This is a genomic window from Pseudomonas salmasensis (assembly GCF_014268375.2).
GTDB classification, from domain to species: Bacteria; Pseudomonadota; Gammaproteobacteria; order Pseudomonadales; family Pseudomonadaceae; genus Aquipseudomonas; species Aquipseudomonas salmasensis.
The window spans coordinates 5970753-5984782 of the sequence record NZ_CP077083.1 but is presented as its reverse complement, the minus strand read 5'-3'; the positions used below and the strand labels follow the sequence as shown (position 1 = coordinate 5984782).

13 protein-coding genes and 1 pseudogene are annotated in these 14030 nt (G+C 61.3%); 11 read left to right on the top strand and 3 right to left on the bottom strand.

From position 1 onward, the window contains the following. Positions 1-236: 236 nt before the first annotated feature. Positions 237-1214 (bottom strand): annotated as a pseudogene (locus HU731_RS29060) (PDC sensor domain-containing protein); the annotation flags it as partial. Between the two features lie 496 nt (positions 1215-1710). Here HU731_RS29060 and feaR point away from each other — a divergent pair. From feaR to HU731_RS27040, 3 genes are all read left to right on the top strand, one after another. Further along, positions 1711-2610: a transcriptional regulator FeaR gene (gene feaR / locus HU731_RS27050; protein WP_032870207.1), complete on the top strand. Its 900-nt coding sequence runs from the start codon at positions 1711-1713 to the stop codon at positions 2608-2610. 216 nt (positions 2611-2826) lie between these two features. After that, complete coding sequence (locus HU731_RS27045; protein ID WP_032870204.1) at positions 2827-3291, top strand: DUF4440 domain-containing protein; 465 nt, start codon at positions 2827-2829, stop codon at positions 3289-3291. 69 nt (positions 3292-3360) lie between these two features. After that, positions 3361-4692, top strand: a complete 1332-nt coding sequence (locus HU731_RS27040) for an alginate export family protein (RefSeq protein ID WP_032870201.1) — start codon at positions 3361-3363, stop codon at positions 4690-4692. A gap of 116 nt (positions 4693-4808) precedes the next feature. On the opposite strand, the gene HU731_RS27035 is transcribed toward HU731_RS27040, so the two are convergent. Both HU731_RS27035 and HU731_RS27030 read right to left on the bottom strand, forming a co-directional pair. Then, a complete protein-coding gene (locus HU731_RS27035) occupies positions 4809-6293 on the bottom strand; it encodes an aldehyde dehydrogenase family protein (RefSeq protein ID WP_186606221.1) in 1485 nt (494 codons plus the stop codon). 138 nt (positions 6294-6431) lie between these two features. Continuing rightward, positions 6432-6908 (bottom strand): MarR family winged helix-turn-helix transcriptional regulator, encoded by a 477-nt coding sequence (locus HU731_RS27030; protein ID WP_003232707.1) that lies wholly within the window; start codon positions 6906-6908, stop codon positions 6432-6434. Between the two features lie 192 nt (positions 6909-7100). Here HU731_RS27030 and HU731_RS27025 point away from each other — a divergent pair, with 192 nt between their 5' ends. The 8 genes from HU731_RS27025 to HU731_RS26990 all read left to right on the top strand — a co-directional run bounded on the left by HU731_RS27025 (position 7101) and on the right by HU731_RS26990 (position 13998). Further along, entirely contained in the window at positions 7101-8225 is a 1125-nt protein-coding gene (locus HU731_RS27025) for an amidase (protein WP_003232705.1), read from the top strand. 1 nt (position 8226) lies between these two features. After that, positions 8227-8757 (top strand): nuclear transport factor 2 family protein, encoded by a 531-nt coding sequence (locus HU731_RS27020; protein ID WP_003232702.1) that lies wholly within the window; start codon positions 8227-8229, stop codon positions 8755-8757. A 92-nt stretch (positions 8758-8849) separates the two neighbouring features. Beyond that, the gene (locus HU731_RS27015; RefSeq protein WP_003232700.1) at positions 8850-9473 is read left to right on the top strand and encodes an NIPSNAP family protein; all 624 of its coding nucleotides are present in this window, start codon (positions 8850-8852) and stop codon (positions 9471-9473) included. A 435-nt stretch (positions 9474-9908) separates the two neighbouring features. Beyond that, positions 9909-11081, top strand: coding sequence for an indole-3-acetate monooxygenase (gene iacA, locus HU731_RS27010; protein ID WP_003232698.1), 1173 nt, complete (start codon positions 9909-9911; stop codon positions 11079-11081). 16 nt (positions 11082-11097) lie between these two features. Then, positions 11098-11460, top strand: coding sequence for a hypothetical protein (locus HU731_RS27005; protein WP_003232696.1), 363 nt, complete (start codon positions 11098-11100; stop codon positions 11458-11460). 19 nt (positions 11461-11479) lie between these two features. Further along, positions 11480-12754, top strand: coding sequence for an aromatic ring-hydroxylating oxygenase subunit alpha (locus HU731_RS27000; RefSeq protein ID WP_003232694.1), 1275 nt, complete (start codon positions 11480-11482; stop codon positions 12752-12754). Between the two features lie 15 nt (positions 12755-12769). After that, complete coding sequence (locus HU731_RS26995) at positions 12770-13246, top strand: aromatic-ring-hydroxylating dioxygenase subunit beta (RefSeq protein WP_003232693.1); 477 nt, start codon at positions 12770-12772, stop codon at positions 13244-13246. Between the two features lie 11 nt (positions 13247-13257). Then, entirely contained in the window at positions 13258-13998 is a 741-nt protein-coding gene (locus HU731_RS26990) for an SDR family NAD(P)-dependent oxidoreductase (RefSeq protein ID WP_186606222.1), read from the top strand. Positions 13999-14030 lie beyond the last annotated feature (32 nt).

Here is a 14030-nt window from a genome sequence, read left to right as displayed (position 1 = left end):
GCGCTCCGGGCGGCATCCTGCGACGTCGCTGACATCTCGTGCAGGGCGGTGGCCATTTGTTCGAACTCGCGAATCTGCTGTTGCATACCGGCATGGGTGCGACTGGCGACCTGAGCCGACTGGTCGGCCGTCTCGCGCGCGTGATGGACAGCCCCCTGCACCGCTGCGATCACCGGCTGCAATTGATCCAGGAACCGGTCGAAGGCGTTGCACACTCGGCCCAGTTCGTCCCTAGCCGGGTACGCCAAGCGCCGTGTGAGATCGCCTTCGCCATCGGCGATATCCTCCAGCAGTCGTGCCACGCGCAGCAGGGGACGGGTGACGCTGCGGGCCGTCAGCCACATCATTGCGCCCCCCAGTAGCGCCGCCGCAATGCCCAGGGCGAGTTCAAGCAGCAGGCTTCTGACGCGCTGCTTGTGCATCTGGTCCTTCAAGTTGACCACCGGGGCGGCCAAGACGTCTTTTGCGACGGTGACGACCACGCCCCACGGTGTTGCATCGGCAAACGGCCGGATCGGCACGATCACGCTGATTCGTTGATCATTTTCCAGGGGCCGCACCTGTGCTTCGCGCATAGCCTTGAGCACATCGGCCGCCTGTGCGGGAATTATCGATTGCAACTGCTTGCCCAGTTGCTCCGGATGAAGGCTGTCACCGGCAATTACGCCCGCCGCGCTCACAATCGAAATGCCGCCCTGGCCGTCATAGATACTGGCGCTGGCTTTTTGAGCATTCCGTTGCAAGGTCTCCAGGCTGATGTCCAGGCCCAGCACAGCCACGACTTTACCGTTTTCAATCATCGGTATGGCAATCGTGGTGACCAGCCGCGCCGGCGCGCTTGAAGTATCGATGTAGGGATCAAGCAAGCAGGCTTTGGCGTGGTCGCGGGCGCAGGTGAAGAAGGTGTTGAACGGCGCGCCACTGGGGCCTGGCGAGGTATCGGCCAAGAGTTTTTCATCGCCCGGGATCATTTCCAGCTTGCCGGGCGAGGGCCGCAGCCAGTACATCGAGAAGCGCCCGCTGTCGTTGCTGGCCAGCGTTGACTGGCCTTTGAATTCCGTATCGTGACCATCCAAGGCGTCGGGTTCGAAGGCAACGAACAGGCCCAGCAACTCGGGGCGTTCGGTAAGTGCCTTTTGCAGTACCTGGGCCAAGTCCTTTCTCAGTGCGCGGGAGGCCGCCGGGCTCTTGTCGGCGCTATCACGCAGGTGCATCACCTGACGACTGAGGCCTTGACCAAACGCGTACGTTTGGCTGAATCCCTGTTGGATGGTCAGGGCCTGAGATTGACCTTCGGCCTGCAGGTTGCCTTGGGCGGCCGTGAGCAACAGCTGGCCCGACGCGCCGAGCATTAAATCCTCACTGGTTTGGCGTTGCTCAAGGGACAGCCCCACAACCAGTGCCAGCACTGCGGCCAGGCAGACGCTTGCCAGCAAGGCGATCTTGTTTTGAATACTCAATACCAGGGTCATGATGTGTTGGATTCCGCAGCGCGTGGTTGATACCACAGGCTATCGGGCTCGGGCTGCAAACTATATGGGCTGGCGCCCTTGCACAAAGGCTTGGCGGCAGCAGACAAAATCATAGCCATCCAGTGGATTTTTCCACGAGTTGGCGCGCTCTGTGCTTGGTCACTAAAAGTAGACTTTTTTGTTACCTTAATCACGTGAAAAGCGCACTAATTTGGAGCGTCTCCCCGGGAGAATATCTATGAATGGTCAAGCGTTGTCGGCATGGAACGAAAGAGTGCATGCGGTCTGCGGTCGTTTCGAAACGCGCTATGACCACTGCCAGAGCCTTTTCATCGGGGATATGAAACAAACGCTGATGGGCAGCACGGCGGTTGCCCACATCCGCAGCAATGCCAATGTGATTGCCAAGGCGGGTCGGGCAAGCGTGCGGGATTCGGCGGGTCGGTGTTTCCTTGTGTTACAACAGCAAGGTTCAATGGCCCTTGAGCTGGGGGACAGGGTGATTGACCTGCGCGCGGGTGACCTCGCCTTGCTCGACTTTTCCGAGGGCGTGAAAATGACTCCCCAGGGCTTGTTTTCCCATGTATCGATTCCTTTGTCGCGCGAGTTGTTCAAGGGCCTGGACCGTACCCGCTTCGGCAAGCTGTCGACTACGGGGGTCTGTGGTCAACTGCTTGGCACGCTGGTGCGTCAGGTTGCTGGAGGCGAGCTGGCGCAGTGGTCTTGCCCGCAGGATGGTGACGGTATGCAGCGAGCATTGGTTGCCTTGCTTGAGTCAGTGCTGGAATACCGCGCCTGCGACCACTCGCCGGGATGGCAATTGCATGAAGTGCAATCGCTCATCCAGCAGCGACTCGACTCACCGCGGCTGTCGCCGGCGTCGTTGTCTGAAGAGTTGGGTATTTCCAACCGCCAGCTCTACAGGCTGTTCGAAGCCAGTGGCGACAGTGTTTGCCGGTACATTCTGCGTGAGCGGTTGTTGAAGGCGGCGCAGGATCTGCGCGACCCCGTTTGCGCGCATCGCTCGATCACCGAGATCGCCAGCTACTGGGGGTTTGCCGACTCGGCGCATTTTTCCAAGACGTTCAAAAAGCAGACGGGGCTGACACCGAGCACCTACAGAAGTCGCGGGCACTGAGCCTGGGGGCGGCGAGCCGCGCGGATGTGACTGCTTTAGTGTCGCATCCTCGCGGCTTTTTGTTGTCCGCGATTTGAGCGCAACCTGGCAATAATTTGCAAAATGCTGTCCAGCACGTCCAATCAATCGGCGCCCAACTGCATCAGAATTTCTGTGTGCCAGTTTAGAAACTGGCCCACAGCGATCTGATCCATTCATTCTTGAAACGGGTGCTCCATGAACAAGAAAATGTCGTCTTCCCTTGTGCTTCTGGCTGCTCTGGCCTGCGGCTCTGCCTACGCACATGCGCAATCGTCCGAACCGTTGCAGGCCATCATTGAGAGCAAGCTGAACGGCATTGTCGCCAGTTGGCCGAAAAAAGACGCCAAGACAGTTGTCGAGCAGGTCTACACCGAGCAGACCCAGATCACCGGCGAAGGGGTAGCGGAGCTTTATCAGGGCAAAGCGCAGCTTACCGGCCTGGTTCAGCATCTGATGGAGGGCTCCAAGAGCACCGTCATACATCTCAATCGCTTGGTGCAACTCAACGATGAGTCCGCCTACACCTGGGTGACGTGGGACGTGACTCCGGCAGGTAACGAGGCCCCCTTCAAGATGAAGAGCCTGTTTGTCTGGAAGAAAGAGCACGGTCATTGGTTCATCGTCGCAGACATGTTTGCCAATGGTGCAATCGCTCAGTGATAGAGGCTTGGTCAACACAATAATAATAACGGTGCGCCGCCGTGCGGCGCGCCAGGGAGCGCGCAAGTCATGAAACCAGGTTTGACGAATGTAATAGGGTGTTGCGTCTGCATCACGGGGAGTCTTTGGTGCACTGTCGGGCAGGCCTATGTGCTGGTCGATGAGCCCGATCGCACGTTGTCGCTGGATGTGAGCTCTACCGTGGGCGTTTTCCACAGCCAGAAAAATTATCAACAGTGGGGCAATCGCGCACCGGGGCATTCCAGCTGGCAGGAGGGCTACATCAAGTATGGCTTGAGCGGCAGTTTGACCAGCGATGATCTGGGGTCGGTGTTCGGTACGGTGAACCGCACCGCGTCGGCGACGTGGGGCGATGGTGATGCGGCAGGTTTTACCAATGGCACCGAGCGCACCGATAAATGGGAAGAGGCCTTTGCCGGCTGGCGCTCGACTGATCTCTTTCCGGCGCTTGGCAAAGACGGCGTGGAAGTTTCCGCCGGCCGGCAGGCGATCCTGCTCGGTGACGGTTTTCTCGTCGCCGGTGACGGCATCAGCGCGGGCAGGGGCGTCGCAGACAACCGTTACAATCGTGGGGGCGGCTATTACATCACGCCGCGCCGTGCATTTGACCAGACTTTCTGGTTGAAGCTCGGTGGTCAGCAGGGACTGCATGGCTCGCTCGGCTGGTTCAAGTCGGACAACCCGATTCAGGCGAAAGTCGAGATGGCGTTTTCCACCCTTGAATACACTGCCGATATGGGAACGATTGGCCTGACATATCTGCATGGGCTTGGGGTTGATCGGAAGCTCGCAAGCGGTATTCAGGCGGACCGCGATGGCATGGATGTCTATAGCTTGCGCGCTACGGGAAATGCCGGCGTACCTGGGCTGTTCCTGTCATCGGAAATCGCTGTGCAAAACACCCGGCGGGGTAATGCCAAGGCGGGTTATGTCGAGGCAGCATGGACCTTCGCCGATCTGCCGGGCAAGCAGACACTGGGCTATCGCTTCAGTCAGTATGGGGTCGAATGGGACTCTCTTCTCTATGGCTTCAGCCGTGGTTACGGTACCTGGTTCCAGGGCGAAGTTGCCGCCAACTATGCAGGACCCTTTGGCGCCAATACCACGATCCAGCAAGTGTACTGGCGCGCGCAGCCGTACGAGACACTCGCGGTGAGCGTTCTGGCTTATGATTTTCGTAACCAGCGTACCCGTGGTGCCATTGACAGTTCGGGGCGTGAGCTGGATTTGATCCTGGACTGGTCGGTGACACCCACTATCACGCTGTCGCCCATGCTGGGTCTCTACGACCCGCGCAAAGATGCGGATCATGGCGGCGCGCAGTTGGGGGATGACAAGCTCAATGTGTATAGCGCGGTGTTGATCTCGACCAGGTTCTGATCGTTCAACCAGCAGTAGAGTACGGTGGACCGATTAGTGTCTGCCGTACTCGTTCCCATATCTGGATCTCTGTGCCGTCAGAGCAAACACCCGGTCGGCCCGCGAGCGCCTGCTTGTCAATAGCGGATAATCACCGATTTCAGCTCAGTGTAATCGTCGATAAACGCACTGCCGAACTCACGCCCGACACCCGACGCCTTCATCCCGCCAAACGGCACGCTGGGGTCGACGAAGGTGTGCATGTTGACCCACACCGTGCCCGCTTCGATTTGCGGGATCAGGCGCAAAGCCTTGGACAGGTCGTTGGTCCAGATACTGGCGGTGAGGCCGAACGGGCTGTCGTTCATCAGCTCGACCAATTCTTCTTCATCGTCGAACGCCAGCACGCACACCACCGGGCCGAAGGTTTCCTCGTGCAGCAGCGGGTCGTCCTTGCCGGTGGCCACGATCAGCGTCGGCTCGACGTAGTAACCGGTGCGGTCCACGGCGCGCGCGCCGCACACCACCTGGTTGCTTTGCAGGGCGCGCTCGAAAAAACCAAGGATTTTGTCGAAGTGCGGCTTGTTCGACAGCGGGCCGAACTGTGCGTGTTCATCCAGGGGTGAACCGATGATCATCTGCGACAGCATCGCCGCCATCTTCTGTGTCACTTGCTCGACGAGTGAGCGGTGCACGAACAAGCGCTCGGGTGATGCGCACACCTGGCCCTGGTGCACATAAGCCGCTTGTACGAAGCGCGCCACGGCGTCATCGACATTGGCGTCGGCCAACAGCGCGGCGGCGTTCTTGCCGCCCAGCTCCAGGGTCACACGGGTCAGGTCGGCTCCCATGGCGGCCTTGCCCACGGCAATGCCGGTGGGCACCGAGCCGGTGAACGACACCTTGCGCACCTGCGGGTGTGCGATCAACTGCTGACCGACCTGGCCACGGCCGTTGACCACGTTGATCACACCCGCTGGAATCCCGGCCTCGATCGCCAGTTCCGCCAGGCGCAGCAGGGACAGCGGCGTGTATTCGCTGGGTTTGAGCACGACGGTGCAGCCGGTGGTCAGCGCGGCGCCGAGCTTCCATACGCCGATCATCAACGAGAAGTTCCACGGCACGATGGCCGCAACCACGCCGACCGGCTCGCGCAGGGTGTAGGCGCTGTAGTGCTCGCCGTCCATGGAGGGCAACGACGGGGTCATGGTCTGGCCGCCGATTTTGGTGGCCCAGCCGGCGAAGTAACGCAGGAACACCGCGCTCTGGCCCACTTCGATATGCCGCGACAGGTTGATCGATTTGCCGGAACTCACGGTTTCCAGTTGCGCCAGCTCTTCGCCGTTGGCCTCGATCAGATCGGCCAGGCGGTTGAGCAGAACGCCGCGCTGGTAGGGCGTGACCTTTGCCCAGGCGCCCTTGAAGGCGACGGAGGCGCTGTTGACGGCCAGGTTGACATCCTCGGCCTGGGCGTCACGCAACTGCGCGACGGTCTCGCCGGTACCGGGGTCGACGATGCCGATGCGTTGCGCCGACGCGCTGGTGTGCATGGCGCCATCGATGAAGTTGGAATGGTCGCGGTCCAGGAAAGCAACGACTGAGGGCAATAAGGCAATGTGCATGGCGGCGCTCCAATGAAGGGTTCGTCGCGCCCGTCGGGCGCTCGAAAGACCTCTGCATTAAAAGCCGATACACGCCTGGCTGCTTGTGCGAGCCTGCCAGGGAATTGGTTATGCGCGACAGGCTGTGTCGCGGCTGGCCTAGGGTTCGCCGAGGTTGTTGAACACCGTTTCGAGCATGCGGTTCAGGCGCTGGATCTGCGCTTCGGTCATGCCGTTGAAACTGCGCTTGAACACATCACCGGTGGCCACTTGGATGCGTTCGATCGCTTCGCGCCCCTGCGCGGTGATGCGCACCTGAGTGACGCGGCCATCGTCCTCGCAGGGCGCGGTGTCCACCAGGCCGTCTTCCTTCATGCGATACACCGTTTTGGTGATGGTCGAAAGCTTGGCGATGGCGTGGGTGGAAATTTCCGAAATACTCGACTGGCCGTTCTCCTTGAGGATGAACAGCACTCGCCAGCGCGAGATGTCCAGGCCGATTTTCTTCAGAGCCTTTTCCATGTACTGGCTGTAGCGGCCATGCACCATGGCGAGCCAGTAGAACGGGAAATCTTCTTTATGAAAGTCTTCACTGCCGGGGTCGTAGCGGCCTGCGTGTTTTTTTGGTGGGCTCATGATGTGCTCATGTCGAGGGAGGCGAGCAATCATAGACTTTTCTCGTGAATTGGGCACGGTTATTGATCCGTGCGATCCACGCCGACATTCAGAAATCTAATTGACAATTCACGTAATATTCGGTGAGTGTGAAAAAAGGAAAGGGCGCATCGGGCGCCCCCATTCCGCAATTCGCACTGAAGGTAACGTGACATGACCCTGGTGATTGAACAGCTTTCCCTTGGCGGCGATGGGCCGACCGTAATGGTCAAGGACACCATCGATATCGCCGGCCTGCCTACCCGTGCATCGAGCCAGGCCCTGGACGATGCCGCGCCGGCCGCGGCCCATGCCGAGGTGGTGCAAGCCCTGTTGGATAAAGGCTGCCGCCTGGTGGGCAAGACCAGCCTGCACGAACTGGCCTTTGGCACCACGGGGATCAATCACTGGGTCGGCACCGCGCCGAACCCGCGTTTCCCCGGGCGTATTCCAGGCGGATCCTCCAGCGGTTCAGCCGCCGCCGTGGCCGCCGGGCTGGCGGATTTTTCCCTGGGCACGGACACGGGCGGCTCGGTACGCATTCCCGCTTGCTGTTGTGGCGTGTTCGGTTTTAAGCCGACGTTCGGCCGGATCAGCCGCCGTGGCGTGATGCCGACGCACAGCAGCCTTGATTGCGTCGGCCCGTTTGCCGCGAGCCTGCCGATGCTGGTCACGGCCATGCAGGCGATCGACCCTACTTTCCAGCCCGTAGCGGCACCGGCCGCGCCGCGCCTGGGCATTGTGAGCGTGCAGGCCGGCGCAGCGGTACAGCACGTGATCGACGCTGCCATCGCCGACAGCCGTCTGCCCTCCGAAACCCTCACATTGCCTAGCCTCAAGGCGGCCTATGAGGCCGGCATGGTGGTGATAAACCGCGAGACCTTCGATGCCTGCGGGCACTTGCTGGACACCGGCAAGGTGGGCGCCGACATCGCCGCGCGCCTGGCGGCCGCCGGTAACACCACGTCTGCGGCACTGGCGCAGGCCGAGCAGGTGCGGGCACAGTTCAGCGCCGAAGTCGATGCCGCACTGCAACAGGTCGACGTGCTGGTGCTGCCAACCATGCCGGACTTTCCCTTGACCCTGGCCGAAGCGACCGACACCCAGGCCGTGCTGGGCATGACCGCTTTCGTGCGCCCGTTCAACCTGTCGGGGCATCCGGCGTTGAGCATCCCGTTGGCCAGTGCCGAGGGCCTGCCGGTTGGCCTGCAATTGGTAGGGGGCAAGGGCACGGATGAGCAACTGCTGGCCATCGCCGGTCGCCTGCTTGAACGCCTGTACGCCGGACATGAGGTCTGAGATGAGCACAACCATTCCCCGCGCAGACCTGGAACAGCGCCTGCGTCGTTTTGAAATCCAGGACAACGCGCGCGCCTGCATGAACCGCTACATGGTGCTGTGTGATGCCCTGGACGCGCGCACGCCGCTCGACGAACTGGCCGGCCTGTTCACCGAGGATGCGGTGTGGGAGGGCAAGGGCGCCAAGTACGCCCAGAGCTTCGGCGGTTATCGCGGGCGCGCAGCCATTGCCGCGATGTTCGCCAGCTACATGAAAACCCCGGCGCACTTTGCTCTTAACGTGCACTTTCTCACCAGCGAGCTGATCGAGGTGCGGGACGATGCCGTGGTCGGCAGTTGGGTGATGTTGCAAACATCCACCTTCGCCAGCGGCGCCTCCCACCTCAACGCCGCGCGCCTGAGCGTGCGCTTTGCCGAGGAAGACGGGCAGTGGCGCATGGCGCATTTCCAGACCGAAAACCTGTTCAGTCGCCCGGTGCAGGCATGGAACAGCGACGCCGAGCTGCCGGTGCCCAAGCCTGCCGCACAGTGAGCGATAACGCGCGCTGATTACCCCCGTCATTCCTCTTTCCACGCCTGCCCGCCAAGGGCGGTCGTGCCGTGCGCGTAGCGCTGGAGACTGCCATGAAACACTTCGAACTGTTGACCTTCACTTTACGGGTACGCACCGTGCCGCAAGCCTTGCCGCGTCTGGAGCAGAGCTTGCGCGAGGCGGGCGAGGGCGTGCATTTGATGGGCTGCTGGGTATCGGAAATCGGCTCGCAGAACCGAATCGCGGTGCTGCGCGGGTTCGACGATGGCGAGTGTCGTGAACGTGAACGCCAGCGCTATCTGGTGGCGTCCGATGGCTTTGCGATTGGTGAATTTCTGCTTGAACAACAGGTGGATGACTACAGCGCCTTCGCCTTTGTCGAACCGCTGCCGCCCGGCGTTCATGGCCCGTTCTATGAGTTGCGCGAATACAACCTCGTGCCCAGCGGGCTGATGCCAACGTTGCGCGGTTGGGGCAAGGCCGTGGATCGGCGCACCGGGCCGGACTATTCCCAGGTGTATGGAGCGTTCTACGCCACCAGCGGGAAGATTCCGCGCTACCTGCACATCTGGCCCTACAGCTCGCTGGAGCAGCGCCTTGAAGTGCGCACCCGTGCCGTGGCCGAAGGCGCCTGGCCGCCGGAAAACTCCGCGCCGCAGCTGTTGCAGATGCACTCCACGGTGTACCTGCCGGCGCCGTTCTCGCCGTTACGCTGAGCATCGCATGGAATGCAGTGTGGGAGCGGGCTTGCTCGCGAAGGCGGTGTGTCGGGCGGAATATTTTTGCCTGACCCACCGCCTTCGCGAGCAAGCCCGCTCCCACATTGATTTTTGTGATATTAAAAATAAATAAAATTAAAAGTTTTCTTGAGCAATTCAAGGCTATTAATTTTATTTAAACCCAACAAAAACAAATACATAGATAAGTTTTTCAGTGCGTTTACCGTTATTTATTACGTGATTAGTGCTGTTAATCAAGGTGATAAATCAATTGACAATTCACGTAATCGGGCTCAGATTCTCTCCCAACGGCACCCACAAAAACAAAGGTAATCACTATGCCGATCCATCGCCCTCGTTCCGTCCCGCGTCCCCCCTCGACGCTGACTTCCCGCCCAGCCCAATACCGTTCCTGACAACGGAGTCAATCCTATGCACTCGCTTAAAAAACCAGCGGTTGAGACGGTGAGCTCGCTTGCCAGTGGTCCCGCCTTCGAAGCCTTGTTGGTCGATGTGCGTGAACGTGCCCGCACCGGTGAGTTCGACCGTCAGCGTCGCATTTCCCAGGACGTGATCCAGGCCTTCAAACAGCACGGCGTTTACCGGGCGCTGGTGCCCAAGCGCTTCGGTGGCCTGGAATGTTCGCCCGCCGAGTTCTGCCAGGTGATAGAGCGCATTGCCCAGGCCGACGGTTCGGCCGGCTGGGTCGCCAGTTTCGGCATGAGCCCGGTCTACCTCGCGGCATTGCCACTTGAGAGCATCGCCAAGGTGTATGCCAACGGCCCGGACGTGGTGTTCGCCGGCGGCATCTTCCCGCCGCAACCGGCTGAAGTGGTCGAGGGCGGTTTTGTGGTCAGTGGCCGCTGGAAGTACTCCAGCGGTTCCCTGGGCTCCGACATCGTCGGTGTCGGCATCGCCCCGAAAAGCGGCGACACCTTCGGCCTGCCGCGCATTGCAGTCATGCCGCGCAGTGCGATCCGCATTGACGAAACCTGGGACACCGTCGGCCTGCTGGGTACCGGCAGCCACGACCTGGTCGCCGACAATGTGCGGGTCAGCGAGGAGTGGACCTTCGTGCGCGGCGGCCTGCCCAACCTGGACGAACCGTTCTTCCGCTACCCGTCGCTGTCATTCGCTACCCAGGTGCTCTCGGTGGTTGGCCTCGGCGTGGCGCGTGCCGCACTCGATGCCCTGGCTGACATGGCCAGCGGGCGTGTCTCGGTCACCGGCGCCCCGGCGATTGCCGATCGGCCCCTGGCCCAGGTCGACATTGCCCGGGCGGAAGCCGAGCTGCGTGCCGCGCGGGCGTTCTTCTACGAATCCATCGACCGCGCCTGGGATTACGTGCTGGCCGGCGACGCGGTGCCCGTGGCCGCGACCAACCTGCTGCGGTTGTCGTCGACCCATGCCACCCGCGTCGCCGCCGATGTGGCGCGTACCGCGCAGATGCTCTCGGGCATGAGCGGCGTGTACAACGACAGCCCGCTGGCGCGCTGTGTCAACGACGCCCAAGTGGTGACCCAGCACGCATTCATGGGCGACATCACCTATCAAAACGCCGGAGCCATGTTCTTCGGCAAACAGCCTTTGCCTGGCTACCTCTAACCGTCGAGGAAATAAAATGAGCGATAAAAAGACCTTGCGCGTGCTGTTCTGCATGGGCATCAACCAGAATTTTTTCGATGCCGCGCGCGATGAACAATTGCAGGTGTGGGCAGCGTTCAGTGCGATGTGGAACGGCATCCACGACCTCGCCGGCGTCAAGGTGCTGGGCAACATGGATGACGACCAGAGCATGGTCGGGCCTTCCGATGGCTTCCCGTGGACCACGTACCTGCTGGCCGACGTGCCGGACATCGAGACCGTGCACGCCGCCTGCAACCTGTTTCGCACAACGCCGGTGGGCGATGGCCCGTACAAGCTGTGGCGCTACACCAAGGTTGAAGCCCGGGTTGGGCGCGAGCTGATTATTCAGCGCACTTGATGCCGACGAGGACATTCCCATGAGCAAGCTGATTCCCGCTGTAAACCTTGACGTCGACCCCGCCGACCTGGTGCAGGCCGACCGCGTCCACACCTCGATGTACACCGACGCACAATTGTTCGACGCCGAGCTGGAAAAGATTTTCTACAGCACCTGGATCTGGGTCGCCCACGCCAGCGAGATTCCCGACAACGGCAGCTACAAGACCACCTATATCGGCAAGCAGCCGGTGATCGTGGTGCGTGACCGCAAGAAAGACGTGCACGTGCTGCTCAACCGCTGCCGCCACCGTGGCGCCACCGTGTGTGAACACAAGAAAGGCAAGACCAACAGCTTCGTCTGCCCGTACCACGGCTGGGGCTATGCGCTCGATGGCTCGCTGCGCGGTATTCCGCACCCGGAAAGCTACGGCGACTGCATCGACAAGGCCGAGCTGCCGCTGGTCAGCCTGCGCACCGAAAGTTATGCCGGCATGATCTTCGCTACTTTCAAGGACGACATCGAGCCGCTGGAAGACTACCTCGGCGCCGCGAAAAAATGGATGGACCTGTTCATGAAACAGGGCGCCGGCTACGGCATCAAGGTCCCGGGCGAGCACCGTTTCCGCTTCCCGGGCAACTGGAAGATCCAGCTGGAAAATACCACCGACGCCTACCACTTCCCGTTGGTGCACAAGAGCTTTCTGTCGTCGGTGGATGAGCAGACCCTTGAGCTGTTCGACTTCGTCAAGGGCCCCGGCTATGTCGAGGACCTGGGCAACGGCCACAGCGTGATGGTGATGATTCCCGACCTGGTCGACCTCGAGGCCGACCTGGACAAGCCGATCCCCGAGCGCTTCGAAGGGCTTGCGGCCGAGCTGCGTGACGAAGGCATCGAAGAGCAACAGGTGCGCCGCATCGTGCGTGCGGTGGGCGGCACCGGTTTCAACCTCAACCTGTTCCCCAACGTCGCCTGCTCGATGGCGTTTTTCCGGGTGCTGCAACCGATCTCGGTGACCGAGACCGAAATCCACCACTCGGTCATCACCATGGACGGCGGCCCGGCGGCGGCCAACCGTTACCGCCTGCGCCTGCATGAACACTTCCAGGGCCCGATGGGCTTCGGCACGCCGGACGACTCCGAGGCCTGGGAACGGGTACAGAAGGGCGCCAACGCCGGTGAAGACCTGTGGATCATGCTCAACCGCGGCCTGCCCGGCGAGCAGGCCAGCGCAGACGGGCGGGTGTCCGATGTGAGTGCCGAGACCGGCATGCGCGCCGGGTACCAGCAGTGGAAGAAGATGATGTCGGCCTGATCCGTGGAGAACCTTATGAACCTGCAATTACTGCAAGAAGTGACCGCTTTCATCTGGCAGGAAGGCGACATGCTCGACCACGGTGAGTACGAGGGCTGGTTGAAGATGTGGACCGAGAAGGGCACCTACATCATTCCCATCGACCCCAGGGAAACCGACTTCGAAAACACCCTCAACTACGCCTACGACGACCATCATATGCGTGAGTTGCGGGTGCAGCGCCTGACCGGCGGCGAATCGATCTCCACCAGCCCGCAGCCGCGCACCGTGCGCATGCAGTCGCGGTTCCGGGTGTTGGCCGATGACGGCACGCAGGTAACGGTGCGCTGCGCGCAGAACATCCGTGAGTTCCGCAAGGAAAGCCTGAAGTTCTACAGCGCCGACCTCACCTATGAACTGATCCGCAGCGAGGGGAGCTTCAAGATCCAGCGCAAAGTTATCAGCCTTATCAACAGTGACGATGCCCTTGCCGGTATCGGCTACATCCTTTAAGGAGCGCCGACATGAGCCAGATCGCATTGGTGACCGGCGCGGGCCAGGGCCTGGGGCAGCATTTCTGCGCCAGCCTGCTGCGGGCGGGGTATTCGGTGGTGGTCACCGACCTCAACCTTGCCGCCGCACAAGCCTGCGCCAAACAGTTGGACTCGGCCGGCGAGCACACGCTGGCGCTGCAACTGGATGCCGGCAGCAAGGCCGATTTCGAAGCGGGCCTGGAGCAGGTGCTGGCGCGTTTCGGCGCCCTGCACGTGGTGGTCAATAACGCTGCCGTGACCAAGACCACGCCGTTGATGCAGATCAGCCCCGAGGAGTTCGACGCTGTGGTCGGCCTGAACCTGCGCAGCGTGTTTCTCGGCTGCCAGGTGCTGGGCGCGCACATGGCCGAAACCGGTTATGGACGCATCATCAACATGGCCTCCCTGGCCGGGCAGAACGGCGGTACCGCGACCGGCGCGCATTATGCCGCGAGCAAGGGCGGCATCGTCACGCTGACCAAGATTTTCGCCAAGGAGTTTGCCGCACGCGGGGTCACGGTCAACGCCATCGCCCCAGGCCCTATCGAATCGGCGGCGGTGCGCGCGGCGATTCCGGCCGAACGCCTGCCGGGCCTGCTGGCCAATATTCCGGTGCAGCGCCTGGGCGATGCGGACTTTCTCGGTGACTTGATTGTGCAGTTGGCACGGCCCGAAGCCTATTTCACCACCGGGGCGACCTGGGACGTGAACGGCGGCCTGTTCATGCGCTGACTGATAGCGGCCGCCACGGCGGCCTTTGCGAA